Consider the following 13,406-nt stretch of genomic DNA (forward strand, 5'->3'; position numbering starts at 1 on the left):
GGCGAGACGGTAAAGTGGATCGATGCTGATCGATACCCATTGCCACCTCGATGCGGCCGAGTTCGGCCGCGACCGTTCGGACGTTGCCCGGCGGGCCCGCGCCGCGGGCGTGGCCGGCATCGTCATTCCCGCCGTGGGGCGCGACAATCTCTCCACCGTGCGCGACCTGGCCCATGCAATCCCGGGCGGTGCGTACGCGCTGGGCATCCATCCCATGTACGTGCGCGGCGCCGCCGACGACGACCTGGACCGCCTGCGCGACGCGGTGGCACGGGCCATGGGCGATCCGCGCTTCGTGGCCGTGGGCGAGATCGGCCTGGATTTCTTCGTCCAGGACATCGCCCAGGGCGAGCAGCGCGCGCGCCAGGAACGCTTCTACCACGCCCAGCTCAAGCTGGCGGCCGAGTTCGGCCTGCCCGTGCTGCTGCACGTGCGCCGTTCGCAGGACGTATTGTTGAAATACCTGCGGCGCGTGGAAGTGCCGGGCGGCATCGCCCATGCCTTCAACGGCAGCCGGCAGCAGGCCGACCAGTTCGTCGCGCGCGGTTTCGCGCTGGGCCTGGGCGGGGAAATGACCTATGAACGTTCGCGCAACATCCGCCGGCTGGCGGCCGCGATGGACCTGGCCGCGCTGGTGCTGGAAACCGACGCGCCCGACATTCCGCCGGCCTGGCTGCCGCGTGATGACCGGCGCAACGAGCCGGCGGAACTGCCGCGCATCGCCGCGGTGCTGGGCGAACTGCGCGGCCTGCCGGTGGCGGAGATCGCCGCGGCCACGTCGGCCAATGCGCGGCGGGTATTGCCGCGCTTGAGCGAGGCGCTGGCGGCCTGAGCGCCGCGAGGCCGCATCCCGGACAGATTCATCCCAGCGGGGGCTGCGTGGCGGCCCCGGCATGCCTACCATCCTGGCCTTGGGCCGGAGGAAGGACATGCTGCGTTTTGCATTGGTGGCGTTCGTGCTGGGCACGGCGGGGGTGCATGGCCTGCCGGCGGTGCCATCGGCCTGGGTGTCGGTGCTGGTGGGCGCAACGGTGTTGGCGGCGTGTGCCGTGGGGTGGCGATCGCTGCAACGACGCCGGCGGCCTCGCCGCGCGGCCGCCTTGCTCGCGCTCGCGGCTTTCGCGGCGGGGGGCGGCCTGGCGCTGGCGCGCATCGACCTGCGTTTGCAGGACAGCCTGTCGCCGGCGCAAGAGAACGTGCCCCGGGAGCTGGACTATCTCGTCACCAGCCTGGCCACGGCCACGGCGACCGGCCAGCGTTTCGAGGCGAAGGTGCTGGACCCGCCGGCCGGCGTGCCTGAGCAGGTGCAACTGTCATGGTGGGGGAAGGACGCGGAGGTGGTGCCGGGCGAACGCTGGCGCGGCACCGTGGTGCTGAAGCGGCCTCACGGCAACCTGAATCCTCACGGCTTCGACTACGAGGCCTATTTGTTCGAACGCGGCATACGGGCAACCGGGTCGGTGCGCGGCCGTCCCGCCAAGGTGGCGGACGACCCCTACGCCAGTTTCGACGTGGCGGTGCAGCGGGTGCGCCATGCATGCCGCGCGGCCCTGCGCCAGGCCCTGGAAGGCAAGCGCTACGGCGCCGTGCTGACGGCCCTGGCGATGGGCGACCAGGCCGGCGTGGACCGGCGTGACTGGGACACCTTCAACCGCACGGGCATCACGCACCTGGTGTCCATCAGCGGCCTGCACGTGACCATGCTGGCCGCGCTGGCAGGGTGGGCGGTGCTGCAGGCCTGGAAGCGCAGCCGCTGGGGTGGCATCCGATTGTCCGAGCGGCAGCCCGCCCAGGTCGTGGCAGCCGGTGCGGCGCTGGCCGTGGCGTGGCTGTACTGCCTGCTGGCGGGGTGGGGAGTGCCGGCCCGGCGGACCTTCTTCATGCTGGCCGTGGTGGCGGGGGCGGCGGCATGGCGCGTGCCGGTGTCCGGTTCGCGAGTGCTGGCGCCGGCGGCGGCGCTGGTCTGCGCGCTGGATCCCTGGGCCCCGCTGGCGGCCGGGTTCTGGCTGTCGTTCGGCGCGGTGGCGCTGCTGATCCTGTGTGGCGGCGGGCGCTGGCGGCAACGCGATGAATCGGCGCCGGCCGCCGCATGGTCCGCGCGGCTGGCCGCCCCGGTGCGCGAAGGCGCCCGGGCGCAGGCGGCGCTGACCGTGGGCCTGCTGCCCGCGCTGGCGCTGTTGTTCCAGCAGGTGTCGCTGGTATCGCCGCTGGCCAACGCCGTGGCCATCCCGATGGTCAGCCTGTTGGTCACGCCGCTGGCGCTGACGGCGCTCGCGCTGTGTGTCGTGCCGGGGCTGGCGCAGGCGGGCGCGGCCGCGGCGGCCGTCGCCCATGCCGTGTTCGAAGGGTTGATGGTGCCTTTGCAGTGGCTGGCCGAGACCCGGCTGGCGGCCGTCTCGCTGGCGGCGCCGCCTTGGCCGCTGTTCGCGCTGGCGCTGGCCGGCGTGGTCTGGGCCTTGCAGCCGCGCGGCCTGCCCGGGCGCTGGCTGGGGCTGGTGCTGCTGGTGCCCATGCTGGCCTATCGGCCCGAGCGTCCCGCGCCGGGCGAATGGCGTCTGGCGCTGCTGGACGTGGGGCAGGGCACCGCCATCGTGGTGGAGACGGCGCGCGCGACGCTGTTGTACGACACCGGGCCGCCCTATGGCGAGCAGGTCGATGCCGGCGGGCGCGTCGTCTGGCCCTATCTGCGCGCGCGAGGCATACGCCGGCTGGACCACGTGGTGGTGTCGCACGCCGACGCCGATCATGCGGGCGGCCTGCGCTCGGTGATCGCGGCCTTGCCCGTCGCGCGGGTGCATGCGTCCTACGATCTGGCGCCCGTGGACATCGGGCGGGCGGCTTTCGCGCGCTGCGCCGCCGGGCAGCGCTGGACGGTGGATGGCGTGGCGTTCGAGTTCCTGCATCCCGATTCCCCCGCGGGCGAGGTGCCGGCGCGTCGGCGCAATGCGCACAGCTGCGTGCTGCGGGTGCGCGGCGCCCATCACGCGGCCTTGCTGACGGGGGACATCGGCGCGGCCGAGGAGGCGGGCCTGGCGGGCGCCCGGGATCTGGCCGCCGATGTGGTGGCCGTGCCGCACCACGGGTCGCGGGGGTCGTCCAGTCCGGCGCTGGTCGCGGCCACGCGGGCCTCGCACGCCGTGGCGCAGGCGGGCTACCTGAACCGCTACCGCCACCCGCACCCCGACGCGCAGCGGCGGTGGCAGCGCGCGGGCGCCGTGTTCCACCGCACCGACCAGCACGGGGCGCTGGTGTTCACCTCGCAAGCCGGGGGGCTGCGGGTCGACCGCGAGCGCGAGTCCAGGCACCGTTATTGGCACACCGCGCCGTGACGGCGGTGGCTACAATCCCGAGTCCGGCCCAGCAAGGAACGCCTTCATGAATCACGACGCCTCGCCCGACTCCCTCCAGCCCCGCCTGGAGTTCGTGACCTGCCTGAGCCCGGCGGGCCTGCATCGCATGGCGTACTGGGAGTGGGGGGATCCGTCCAACGACCACGTGCTGGTCTGCGCGCACGGCCTGACCCGCTCGGGCCGCGATTTCGACGCGCTGGCGCGGCGCATGGCCGGCCGCTACCGGGTGGTCTGCCCGGACGTGGTGGGGCGCGGCCGCTCGGACTGGCTCGTCAATCCCGCCTATTACACGGTGCCGCAATACGTCGCGGACATGATGCCGCTGCTGGCCCGGGTGCAGGCCGAGACCTTGCACTGGTTCGGGACCTCGCTGGGCGGCCTGATCGGCATGGCGCTGGCGGGCCTGCAGGCGTCGCCCATCGACAAGCTGGTGCTGAACGACGTGGGCCCGCACCTGGACCCGGCGGCGCTGTCGCGCATCGGGCAGTACGTGGGCAAGGCGCCGGCCTTCGGCAGTTTCGAGGAAGCACGGGCCTACGTCAGCACGGTATCGGCTTCGTTCGGCCCGCATACGGCGGAACAGTGGGACGAGCTGACGCGGCACGTGGTGCGCCAGGTCGATGGCCCGGCCGGCCCGTGGACCATGCACTACGATCCGGCCATCGCCGAGGCCTTCGCGGCCATGGACCCGGCCACGGCCGTCGCGGCCGAAGCCGCGCTGTGGCACGTCTACACCAACATCGAGTGTCCCATCCTGATCGTGCGCGGCGAACAGTCGGACCTGCTGACCCAGGATACCGTGGCGGGGATGCTCGCCCGCAACCCGCATGCGCAATGCGTCGAGGTCGCCGGCGTCGGGCATGCGCCCACGTTCATGACGCCGGCGCAGCTGGATCTGGTGGACGGTTTCCTGCGCGACTAGCGGCCATCACGGCCTGCTATGCTTGCGGCTCCGAATCTGCTCCACAAAGAGGAAAACACCATGAGCATCGAGCGTTTCAGTGTCGGCAAGCGCATGTCCGAAATGGTCGTGCACGGCGGCGTGGCCTATCTGGCCGGCCAGGTAGCCGAGGATCCCTCCAAGGATCCGGCGGACCAGACCCGCCAGGTGCTGGCCGCCATCGACAAGCTGCTGGCCGCCGCCGGCACCGACAAGACCCGCATCCTGCGCGCGCAGATCTTCCTGGCCGACATCGCCGACTTCGCCGCGATGAACTCCGTCTGGGACGCCTGGGTGCCGGCCGGCCACACGCCCGCCCGCGCCACGGTCGAGGCCAAGCTGGCCGCGCCGGAATACAAGGTCGAGATCGTCGTCACCGCCGCGGTCTGATCCCGGTCTGCCCGGGCCGGACGCCGCCCGTTCAGCGGGGCAGCGCGGGCCCGGTTCCCAGCGGATCCTGCCGGTAGTACTGCGTCAGCAACGCATACCATTCGGGCATCGCGCGCCACAGCGGCTCGGGATGCACGAAGAACGCCTCGGAACTGACGGCGAAGAACTCGGCCTCGTCCGTGGCCGCATACGGATCCAGCGGCAACTGCGCATACCAGTGATCCGCTTCCTCGGATTCCGGATCCACGTCGGGCGGGATGGCCGCCTCGATTTCCTCCAGCCGGGCCAGCAGGGCGTCGTAGCTGCGTTCCAGCACGCCGCGCCACAGCCTGGGCCGGATCCCCGCATGCGCGTGCAGGCTGGGCATGCCGTCGGCCTGGCCGTATTGCAGGTCGAGCTTGTGGGCGAACTCGTGGATGACGACGTTGAAACCCGCCGGCCGCGCGAGGCCGGGGCTGGCGTCCTCCCAGGACAGCACGATGGGGCCGCCATCCCAGGCCTCGCCGGCGGCTTCCTCGACATATTCGTGCACCACGCCGTCCTCGTCCATGTCGGAGCGGGGGATCAGGAAGCCGCCCGGATAGACGATGACCTCGGACCACCCCTCGTACAGGCCCGGATCCAGGTACAGGATGGGCAGGCAGGCCTGTACCGCGATGGACAGGCGTATCTCGTCGGTCAGGACCTGGCCGGCCGCGCCGGTCATGGTCTTGCTGGCCAGGAACCACGCCGTCCGCGCCCGCAGTGCGTCGCGTTCGTCCTCGTTCAGGCGCGCGAGGAATGCATGCGAGGCCAGCGTTTGGGTCCATAATTCCGGATTGATGCGAGCCTGCATCTGCTCCACGCGGTGCTTCGATGCGCCGCGGGCAAACAGCCATCCCAACATACAATGAACTTCCCTGGTGGATAAGCGACTAGAGTACCGTGCCGGCGGCCAGGAAAGGCCGGCAGCGCCCCAAGTGTAAGACCATGAACTCATCCGCTCCCGAGACTTCCGCGACCGCGTCGGCGACCTTCGGTCCCGACTGGCAACAGGCGGCCAATGCCGGCCTGTCGGAGGCGGCGCAACTGGACTTGCAGAAGGCGCTCGAATGGTCGTTTCCCCGCTATGCGCGCGAACCGGCCGTGCCCGAGGGCGAGGGCTGGGCCGAGCACGCGGCCGGCGTGGTGGCGATCCTGGCGGGCTTGCAGGTGGACGGCCACACCCGCATGGCGGCGCTGCTGGCGATTGCCGTGGGCGACCGCGACGTCAGCGCCAATCCGCACAAGGATCCGGTCACGCTCCAGTTCGGTCCCGAGATCGGCAAGCTGGTGCACGGCTACCGTGCCCTGATCCGGCTGGGCCAGGTCACCCGCGACGCCAGCGATGCCTCGGCCGGCAGCGGCGCGCAGGCCGAGATGCTGCGCAAGATGCTGCTGGCCATGGCGGCCGACCTGCGCATCGTGCTGATGCGGCTGGCATCGCGCCTGCAGACCCTGCGCTGGCACGCCCAGCACAAGGTGCCGCTGCCCGAGGCGTTGTCGCGCGAGACGCTGGAACTCTACGCGCCGCTGGCCAACCGCCTGGGTATCTGGCAGGTCAAGTGGGAAATGGAAGACCTGGCCTTCCGCTTCCTAGAGCCGGTCCGCTACAAGGAAATCGCCCGGCTGCTGGAGGAAAAGCGCATCGAGCGCGAAGCCTTCATCGCCGACGCCATCGCGCGGGTGCGCCAGGCATTGGCGGGCGCGGGCATTGCCGCCGACGTCACCGGCCGGCCCAAGCACATCTACAGCATCTGGAACAAGATGCGCAACCGGCGCCTGGATTTCGCCGATCTGTACGACCTGCGCGCACTGCGCATCATCGTCGAGGACATCCGTACCTGCTACACGGTGCTGGGGCTGGTGCACCATCTGTGGACGCCGGTGCCCGACGAGTTCGACGACTACATCTCGCGGCCCAAGCCCAACGGCTATCGGTCGCTGCACACCGTGGTCTACGACCACGACGGCCGGCCCTTCGAGGTGCAGATCCGCACGCGCGAGATGCACCAGTTCGCCGAGTTCGGGATGGCCGCGCACTGGCGCTACAAGGAAGCGGGCGCCAAGGGCGGGCAGGTCAGCGCCGATTCGGAATACGACCGCAAGCTCAGCTGGATACGCCAACTGCTGGCCTGGAAGGCCGATGTCCAGGTCGACGACCAGATCGGACAGACGGCGCTCGACACGCTGGCCGACAACATCTACGTGCTGACGCCGCAGGCGCGGGTGATCGAACTGCCGCCAGGCGCGACGCCGGTGGATTTCGCCTACCAGGTCCATACGGATCTCGGGCACCGCTGCCGCGGCGCGCGCGTGGATGGCGCCATGGTCCCGCTGAACACGCGCCTGGCCACCGGCCAGACGGTGGAGATCATCGCCACCAAGTCGGGCGGGCCCTCGCGCGACTGGCTCAATCCCCAGCTGAACTACCTGGCCAGCCAGCGCTCGCGGGCCAAGGTGCGCGCCTGGTTCAACGCCATCGACATCCAGGAGCGCATCGCCCAGGGCCAGGGCATGCTGGAAAAGGAATTGCAGCGCCTGGGCAAGACCGCGACCAATCTCGAATCGCTGGCCCAGCAACTGGGCTTCGCGTGCGCCGAGGACTTGTACATCGCGCTGGCCAAGGACGAATTCAGCCTGCGGCACGTCGCGAGCGCCTTCGAGGCGCCGCCGCCCGATGCCGGTCCCGACCTGTCCGCGCTCACGCGCGACAGCCGGCCGGAAAGCGCGGTCCACGCGGGCAAGAGCGGCGTGCTGGTGGTGGGCGTCGATGCGCTGCTGACGCAACTGGCCAAGTGCTGCCGGCCGGCGCCGCCCGACCCCATCTCGGGCTTCGTGACGCGGGGCAGGGGCGTGTCCATCCATCGCTGCGATTGCAAGAGCTTTCGCTCGCTGGCCGCGCGCGAACCCGAGCGGGTCATCGACGTGACCTGGGGCGACACGCGCGACGCCGTCTATCCCGTGGACATCGTGGTGCTGGCCAACGACCGTCACGGGCTGCTGCGCGACATCTCGGAAGTCTTCGCGCGGCAACGCATCAACGTCATCGGCGTCAATACGCAAAGCCGGCAGGCCATTGCCCGCATGGTCTTCACCGCCGAGGTCGGCAACGGCGAGCACCTGGTGCGCGCGCTGGCGGGCATACGCGAAGTGCCGGGGGTGCTGGAGGCCGACCGGCGCTGATCCGGCCGGCCATGCAGCTCCGGCCGCGGCTTGCCTGGCGCTTAGGGTCTTTTCGACGGGGGATCGCCCACAGGGCGGTTGGGGGGGCAGAACTGGCCCGTCAGCAGGGCGTCGAGCACCCGCAGCGTTTCCTCCGGACAGCGGCCGACCTTCAGGTTGTTCACTGACACGTGCTGGATGGTGTTGTCCGGGTCGACGATGAACGTGGCGCGCAGGGCCACGCCTTCGCCGCGGTCGCGGATGCCCAGTTGGTCGACCAGCGCGCCCGCGCCGTCGGCGAACTGGTAGTGGTTCAGGTTCGCCAGCGCGGGCACGGCGCGGCGCCAGGCCAGCTTGGCGTATTCATTGTCGACGGACCCGCCCATCAGGACCGCGCCGCGCTGCGCCAGGGGCTCGGCCAGCGCGGCATAGCCCTCGATCTCGCTGGCGCAGATGTCGGAGAAATCCTTGGGGGTGAAATAGATGACCTTCCACTTGCCTGGAAACGAGGTCTCGCTCAGGGTCTCGAAGGCCGAGGCGCCGTTTTCCTCGGCCTCGTTGAAGCCTGGCTTGACGCCATGCACCTTGAAGGGTTCGAGCTTGGCTCCGATGGTTTTCATGCACGCTCCTCGGACAGCGCCGGCCTCGCGCGCCGGCGGCCGGGGCCGCCTACTTGGCGTCGACCGATTTTTGCGAGGAGGCCGGCAGGGTGATGCGGGCGGTCAGGCCGCCGCCATCCCGGTTCAGGAGGTTTAGGGTACCACCTGCGCGTTGCAGCAGCCGCTTGACGATGGCCAGGCCCAGTCCGGCGCCGCCGGCGTTGGTCCGCGCATCCGAGCCCCGGGTGAAGGGGCGGGTCAGGCGGGGCACGTCCTCGGCCTTGACGCCGGGGCCGTGGTCGGACACGTCGATCAGCACGTTGCTGCCCTGGCTGCTGACGGTCAGGTCGATGTGGGGTGCTTCGCCCGGCTTGTGGCCGTAGCGCCGCGCGTTCTCGAGCAGGTTGCCGACCACGCGCTGCAGGTCGGGGGCGGCGATGCGCGCCCACTGATTGGGGGTGATCGTGACCTGCAGCGAACCGCCCAGCGTCTCGGTGTGGCTGCATTCGCGCTCGACCATTTCGGACACGAGTTCGGAAATATTGGTGTTGCGGTCGGGCGCGCTGGAGGGGCGGGCATATTCCATGAACTGCCCGATGGTGCGGTCGATCTGGGCCAGGTCCTCGTCCACGGCGTCGCGGCTGGCTTCGGAAACGCCGCTCAGCTCGATCTCCAGCCGCAACCGGGCCAACGGTGTGCGCAGGTCGTGCGAGATGCCCGCCAGCATCAGCGCGCGGTCCGCCTCGGCGCGGTCCAGTTCCTCGACCATGCGGTTGAAGTTGGTGTTGACCCGGCGGATTTCCTCGGGGCCGCTTTCCGGCAGCGGCGGCGGGGTTTCGCCGCGGGACAACGCCAGCGTGGCGCGCGACAGGCGCGACAGCGGCCGGTTGACGAAGCCGACGATGACCGCCGCGCCCAGCAGCGACAGCAGCAGGGCGGCCGCGCCCCAGCCCAGCCACTCGACGCCGGGCACGCGTTCGGCGCGGTCGCGCTCGACCACCATCCAGTAGTCGTCGTCGTCGATGGAGAAGCTGACCCACAGGCCGGGGATGCGGTTGACTTCCCAGGCCACGATGGTTTCGGGCCCCAGGCGGTCGATCACCTGTTCTTCCACCCGCTGCAGGACCTGGCGGTCGGGCAGGCGGACGGTGATGTCATCCTTTTCATGGGGATAGATCTGGATGCCTTCGTTGGTGGCCAGGTCCAGAAGCAGATAGCGGCGTTCCTGCGGCGCGGAATGGATCAGGGCGGCGCGGGTGATGTTGACGACGGTGACGATCTGCTGGGCCACCTGCTGCGCGCGCGGTTCGACCTCCATGCTGCGGAAAGCCTGGAGCCATGCTGCCAGGCTTGCCGTCATCAGGACGGTAAGCAAAAGGAAGGTCCGGCTGAATAAACCCAGCCTGGACGCGACGCGCAGGGCGACCGACATGAATGCCTACGAGCGGATCAACTGCCCCCATCGGGCACGAATACGTAGCCGAGGCCCCACACAGTCTGGATGAACACGGGCTTGGCCGGATCGGGCTCGATCAGCTTGCGCAGCCGGGAGATCTGCACGTCCAGGCTGCGATCGAAGGCTTCGTATTCGCGGCCGCGCGCCAGTTCCATCAGCTTGTCCCGCGACAGCGGGATCTTGGGATGGCGGGCGAAGACCTTGAGCACGGAGAATTCGCCCGTGGTCAGGGCCACGGGTTCGTTGTCGCGCGTCAGGGTGCGGGTCGCCAGGTTCAGCACGTAGGGGCCGAACGTAACCGATTCATTGTCCTGGCTGGGCGCGCCGGGATGCTCTTCCGGACCCCGGCGGCGCAGCACCGCGTTGACGCGCGCCAGCAGTTCGCGGGGGTTGAAGGGCTTGGGCAGATAGTCGTCCGCGCCCATCTCCAGCCCGACGATGCGGTCGACATCCTCGGCCTTGGCCGTCAGCATGATGATGGGCGTGCTGTCGCGGGCGCCGCGCAGGCGGCGGCAGATCGACAGGCCGTCCTCTCCCGGCAGCATCAGGTCGAGCACGAGCAGGTCGAAACGCTCTCGCTGCCAGAGCTTATTCATGGTCTGGGCGTTTTCCGCGACCCAGACGGAGAAGCCCTGTTCGGCAAGGTAGCGGCGCAGCAGATCGCGCAGCCGCACGTCGTCGTCGACGACGAGGATTTTCTTGGGGGCGTTGGCTAGTGACATGGCGCGAATGTAACGGAGGAGTTTGTATCAATCCAGGGAGGGACATTGGTTGTTACATAAATGCCCGTTTGGTCACGCAGGCATCTATGACGCTGTCATGGGTACATCGTATGATTGAAACGTGAACAAAGTATTCGACTCCACTCGTACGGCAGGCTCCAGCGCGGCGATCATGCTGGGTGGGCTGTTCGTGATGATAACGGTATTGGCTGGTGGCGCGGCGATCGGCCAGGTCCGCGACCCCCGCGCAGCGCTACCCCGTGCCGACGCGGTACGCCCCGTCGACCCCGCCTCCGGCGGATTCGCCGGCCAGGTCGAAAGCGCGGTTTCACGGGCCGACGAGCAGGTCGATGCGGCGCGCGCGGCCACCGTGCCCCCGGCGGGACAGTCCGGCGTCATGCGCGCCTCCATGGATCCCTGGGCAGGTCCGGTCAGCCAGGACGAACGGCGGGTCGGGCCGCGCAAGCTGTCTTCCGAGGAAAGGGTGCTGTTGCGGCAGGAAATCCGCCGTGCCAGCGAAGAAGTGTACGAACCCTATCGCAAGCACAAGCACTGAAAACCGGGTGCAGATCCCGGTATTTCCCCTCGTCTGGTCTTACAATTGCAGCCCATGTCGCTGCATATCCTTTCCCTGGAAACTTCCTCCGCCTGGTGCGGCGTGGCCTTGTTGCGCGCCGCGGGTGCCGGTGCCGTCGATCTCCTCGTGCGCGAGCACCAGGGCGTGCAGGAGCACTCGGCCCGGCTGCTGCCCATGGTGCAGGAGGTGCTGGACGAGGCCGGCATCGCCCGGACGCAACTCGATGCCATCGCCTTCGGGCAGGGCCCCGGGGGATTCACCGGGCTGCGGGTCGCCTGCGGGGTGGCGCAGGGTCTGGGGTTCGCCCTGGGCCGGCCGGTGATACCCGTGGTGTCGCACGCCGCCGTGGCGCAGCAGGTCCGGGATCCCGGCCAGCGGCCGCTGGTGGTGGCCATGGATGCGCGCATGCAGGAAATCTATCTGGCGGTCTACCGCCGCGAATCGGCCGACCGGCTGGCCTGCCTGATCGAACCGCAACTGATGGCGGGCGACGGGCTCGAGGCCTGGCTGCGCGGGCGCCTGGCGGCCCTGGGCGCGCAGGCGCCCTGGCTGTGCGGCGACGCGGCGGCCGCCTATCCGGAAGTTTTCGCCGGCTTCGGGCCGGACGAGCGGGCGGACGTTGCCCGGCCCACCGCCGCCGCGGTCGCCCGACTGGCGCATGGCGCCTACCTGCGCGGCGAAACCGTCGCGCCGGAGCTGGCCGCGCCCTTGTACGTGCGGGACAAGGTGGCTTTCACCACCGCGGAAAGGCAAGCCGGGGCGGGGGGCAATCCCCGTGTCGCCACATCGGGAGCGCAATCATGAACGCGGTGCAGGGCCGGGCATCGATCGACGCGGCGAGCATCCTGGCGGGCTGGGGGCAGGCCTGCCGTCCCATGACGGAACAGGATCTGGACCAGGTGGACGCGGTCGAGCGCCAGATCTATTCCTTTCCCTGGACCCGCGGCAATTTCGCCGATTCGCTGCGCTCGGGCTACGACGCCTGGGTGGTGCGCGACGGCGAACGCCTGCTGGGCTATTGCATCGTGATGGTGGCGCTGGACGAGGCGCACCTGTTGAACATCAGCGTGGCGCCGCAGGCGCAGGGCCTGGGGCTGGGCCGGCGGTTGCTGGCCTGGGTCGAGCAGTGCGCCGCCGCGCGCCAGGCGCACAGCCTGCTGCTGGAGGTGCGGCCCTCGAACCTGGTGGCCAAGGGCTTGTACGAACGCTCGGGCTACGAACGCATCGGCTTGCGCCGCGGCTACTACCCGTCGCTGCGCGGGCGGGAAGACGCGATCGTCATGCGCAAGGCGCTGGCAGTCCATCCCATTCCTGGAGGTTTCCATGGCGACTGAGCGCAACGGCGCCGATGGCATGAGCGCGGTCCGGCGCGCCTGGCTGCGCGAGCTGGGCGTGGAGCGGCTGTGGAACCTGCCCGGCGCTGCCGCGCCGGCGGCCGCACCCGAGCTTGCGCCGGCGGCGGAGGTGCCCGTGGCACCTCCGCAGAGTCCGGTGCGGGAATCCGTGGCGACCGTCCCCGCCGTCGAGCCCGAGAGGGCCGAACCCGTGGCCCTCGTGCAGGAAATTCCCATGCAGGAGCTCCCGGCGCCGGCCGCCATGCCCGCCGATCCCGAGCAGGCCTGGGCCGCGTTGCAGGACGAGGTGCGCGACTGCGTGGCCTGTGGCCTGTGCAAGGGGCGCACGCAAACCGTGTTCGGCACCGGCTCGCCCAAGGCGCGCTGGCTGCTGGTGGGCGAGGCGCCGGGCGAACAGGAAGACAAGCAGGGCGCGCCTTTCGTGGGGCGCTCGGGCAAACTGCTCGACAGCATGCTGGCCTCCATCGCGCGTTCGCGCCAGCACGATGTATTCATCGCCAACGTCATCAAATGCCGTCCGCCCGGCAACCGCGACCCGCTGCCCGAGGAAGTGGCGCGCTGCAGTCCCTACCTGATGCGGCAGATCTCGCTCATCAACCCGGAAATGATCCTGGTGCTGGGGCGGTTCGCGGCGCAGACCCTGCTGGAGACCGACGCGCGCATAGGCAGCCTGCGGGGCAAGGTGCACAGCCTGTCGGTGGCGGGAAGGAAGGTGCCGGTGGTGGTGAGCTACCATCCGGCCTATCTGCTGCGCAGCCCGGCCGAGAAGGTCAAGGCCTGGCAGGACTTGCAGCTGGCCCTGTCGGTGGGGCGGCCCGGGAACTGACGGCCGCC

13 protein-coding genes are annotated in these 13,406 nt (G+C 70.0%); 9 read left to right on the forward strand and 4 right to left on the reverse strand.

Annotated elements, in window-relative coordinates; genetic code table 11:
* The first annotated feature begins 22 nt into the window (after positions 1-22).
* The 4 genes from WKR98_RS15345 (at position 23) to WKR98_RS15360 (ending at position 4,680) form a co-directional block, all read left to right on the forward strand.
* Entirely contained in the window at positions 23-832 is an 810-nt protein-coding gene (locus WKR98_RS15345) for a TatD family hydrolase (RefSeq protein ID WP_341433987.1), read from the forward strand.
* 97 nt (positions 833-929) lie between these two features.
* The gene (locus tag WKR98_RS15350; RefSeq protein ID WP_341433988.1) at positions 930-3,329 is read left to right on the forward strand and encodes a DNA internalization-related competence protein ComEC/Rec2; all 2,400 of its coding nucleotides are present in this window, start codon (positions 930-932) and stop codon (positions 3,327-3,329) included.
* A 46-nt stretch (positions 3,330-3,375) separates the two neighbouring features.
* A complete protein-coding gene (locus WKR98_RS15355; protein WP_341433989.1) occupies positions 3,376-4,272 on the forward strand; it encodes an alpha/beta fold hydrolase in 897 nt (298 codons plus the stop codon).
* Between the two features lie 60 nt (positions 4,273-4,332).
* The gene (locus WKR98_RS15360) at positions 4,333-4,680 is read left to right on the forward strand and encodes a RidA family protein (RefSeq protein ID WP_087837422.1); all 348 of its coding nucleotides are present in this window, start codon (positions 4,333-4,335) and stop codon (positions 4,678-4,680) included.
* Positions 4,681-4,711: 31 nt separating this feature from the next.
* On the opposite strand, the gene WKR98_RS15365 is transcribed toward WKR98_RS15360, so the two are convergent.
* Entirely contained in the window at positions 4,712-5,566 is an 855-nt protein-coding gene (locus WKR98_RS15365) for a M90 family metallopeptidase (protein ID WP_341433990.1), read from the reverse strand.
* Between the two features lie 83 nt (positions 5,567-5,649).
* On the opposite strand from WKR98_RS15365, the gene WKR98_RS15370 reads away from it, so the two are divergent.
* Positions 5,650-7,884, forward strand: coding sequence for a RelA/SpoT family protein (locus WKR98_RS15370; protein WP_124689734.1), 2,235 nt, complete (start codon positions 5,650-5,652; stop codon positions 7,882-7,884).
* Between the two features lie 41 nt (positions 7,885-7,925).
* Here WKR98_RS15370 and WKR98_RS15375 read toward each other — a convergent pair whose 3' ends face one another.
* Genes WKR98_RS15375 through ompR form a run of 3 tightly spaced genes read right to left on the reverse strand, consistent with a single transcriptional unit; the run spans position 7,926 to position 10,640 of the window.
* Positions 7,926-8,483, reverse strand: a complete 558-nt coding sequence (locus tag WKR98_RS15375) for a redoxin domain-containing protein (protein ID WP_124689733.1) — start codon at positions 8,481-8,483, stop codon at positions 7,926-7,928.
* A gap of 49 nt (positions 8,484-8,532) precedes the next feature.
* Positions 8,533-9,894 carry an ATP-binding protein gene (locus WKR98_RS15380; protein WP_341433991.1) on the reverse strand — a complete coding sequence of 454 codons (1,362 nt, stop codon included), beginning with the start codon at positions 9,892-9,894 and terminating at the stop codon, positions 8,533-8,535.
* Positions 9,895-9,911: 17 nt separating this feature from the next.
* On the reverse strand, positions 9,912-10,640 hold the full coding sequence (gene ompR / locus WKR98_RS15385) for an osmolarity response regulator transcription factor OmpR (RefSeq protein ID WP_087779290.1): 729 nt from the start codon (positions 10,638-10,640) through the stop codon (positions 9,912-9,914).
* Positions 10,641-10,761: 121 nt separating this feature from the next.
* On the opposite strand from ompR, the gene WKR98_RS15390 reads away from it, so the two are divergent.
* From WKR98_RS15390 to WKR98_RS15405, 4 genes are read left to right on the forward strand one after another with little or no spacing between them, the layout of a single operon-like run.
* Entirely contained in the window at positions 10,762-11,196 is a 435-nt protein-coding gene (locus WKR98_RS15390; RefSeq protein WP_341433992.1) for a hypothetical protein, read from the forward strand.
* 54 nt (positions 11,197-11,250) lie between these two features.
* Positions 11,251-12,021, forward strand: coding sequence for a tRNA (adenosine(37)-N6)-threonylcarbamoyltransferase complex dimerization subunit type 1 TsaB (tsaB, locus tag WKR98_RS15395; protein WP_341433993.1), 771 nt, complete (start codon positions 11,251-11,253; stop codon positions 12,019-12,021).
* Positions 12,018-12,551 carry a ribosomal protein S18-alanine N-acetyltransferase gene (rimI, locus tag WKR98_RS15400; RefSeq protein ID WP_202865539.1) on the forward strand — a complete coding sequence of 178 codons (534 nt, stop codon included), beginning with the start codon at positions 12,018-12,020 and terminating at the stop codon, positions 12,549-12,551. Before tsaB ends, rimI begins: the two co-directional genes overlap by 4 nt.
* Positions 12,541-13,398 (forward strand): uracil-DNA glycosylase, encoded by an 858-nt coding sequence (locus WKR98_RS15405; protein ID WP_341433994.1) that lies wholly within the window; start codon positions 12,541-12,543, stop codon positions 13,396-13,398. Before rimI ends, WKR98_RS15405 begins: the two co-directional genes overlap by 11 nt.
* Positions 13,399-13,406: the final 8 nt, after the last annotated feature.

This window comes from Pigmentiphaga sp. YJ18 (genome assembly GCF_038066655.1).
Taxonomy (GTDB): Bacteria; Pseudomonadota; Gammaproteobacteria; order Burkholderiales; family Burkholderiaceae_B; genus Pigmentiphaga.

Excerpts from the sequence above, each read along its gene's own strand:
- WKR98_RS15375 (WP_124689733.1), bottom strand. The coding sequence starts at position 8,483 with ATGAAAACCATCGGAGCCAAGCTCGAACCCTTCAAGGTGCATGGCGTC.
- WKR98_RS15370 (WP_124689734.1), top strand. The coding sequence starts at position 5,650 with ATGAACTCATCCGCTCCCGAGACTTCCGCGACCGCGTCGGCGACCTTC.
- tsaB (WP_341433993.1), top strand. The coding sequence starts at position 11,251 with ATGTCGCTGCATATCCTTTCCCTGGAAACTTCCTCCGCCTGGTGCGGC.
- rimI (WP_202865539.1), top strand. The coding sequence starts at position 12,018 with ATGAACGCGGTGCAGGGCCGGGCATCGATCGACGCGGCGAGCATCCTG.
- WKR98_RS15360 (WP_087837422.1), top strand. The coding sequence starts at position 4,333 with ATGAGCATCGAGCGTTTCAGTGTCGGCAAGCGCATGTCCGAAATGGTC.
- WKR98_RS15355 (WP_341433989.1), top strand. The coding sequence starts at position 3,376 with ATGAATCACGACGCCTCGCCCGACTCCCTCCAGCCCCGCCTGGAGTTC.
- WKR98_RS15380 (WP_341433991.1), bottom strand. The coding sequence starts at position 9,894 with ATGTCGGTCGCCCTGCGCGTCGCGTCCAGGCTGGGTTTATTCAGCCGG.
- WKR98_RS15345 (WP_341433987.1), top strand. The coding sequence starts at position 23 with ATGCTGATCGATACCCATTGCCACCTCGATGCGGCCGAGTTCGGCCGC.
- WKR98_RS15365 (WP_341433990.1), bottom strand. The coding sequence starts at position 5,566 with ATGTTGGGATGGCTGTTTGCCCGCGGCGCATCGAAGCACCGCGTGGAG.
- WKR98_RS15405 (WP_341433994.1), top strand. The coding sequence starts at position 12,541 with ATGGCGACTGAGCGCAACGGCGCCGATGGCATGAGCGCGGTCCGGCGC.
- ompR (WP_087779290.1), bottom strand. The coding sequence starts at position 10,640 with ATGTCACTAGCCAACGCCCCCAAGAAAATCCTCGTCGTCGACGACGAC.
- WKR98_RS15350 (WP_341433988.1), top strand. The coding sequence starts at position 930 with ATGCTGCGTTTTGCATTGGTGGCGTTCGTGCTGGGCACGGCGGGGGTG.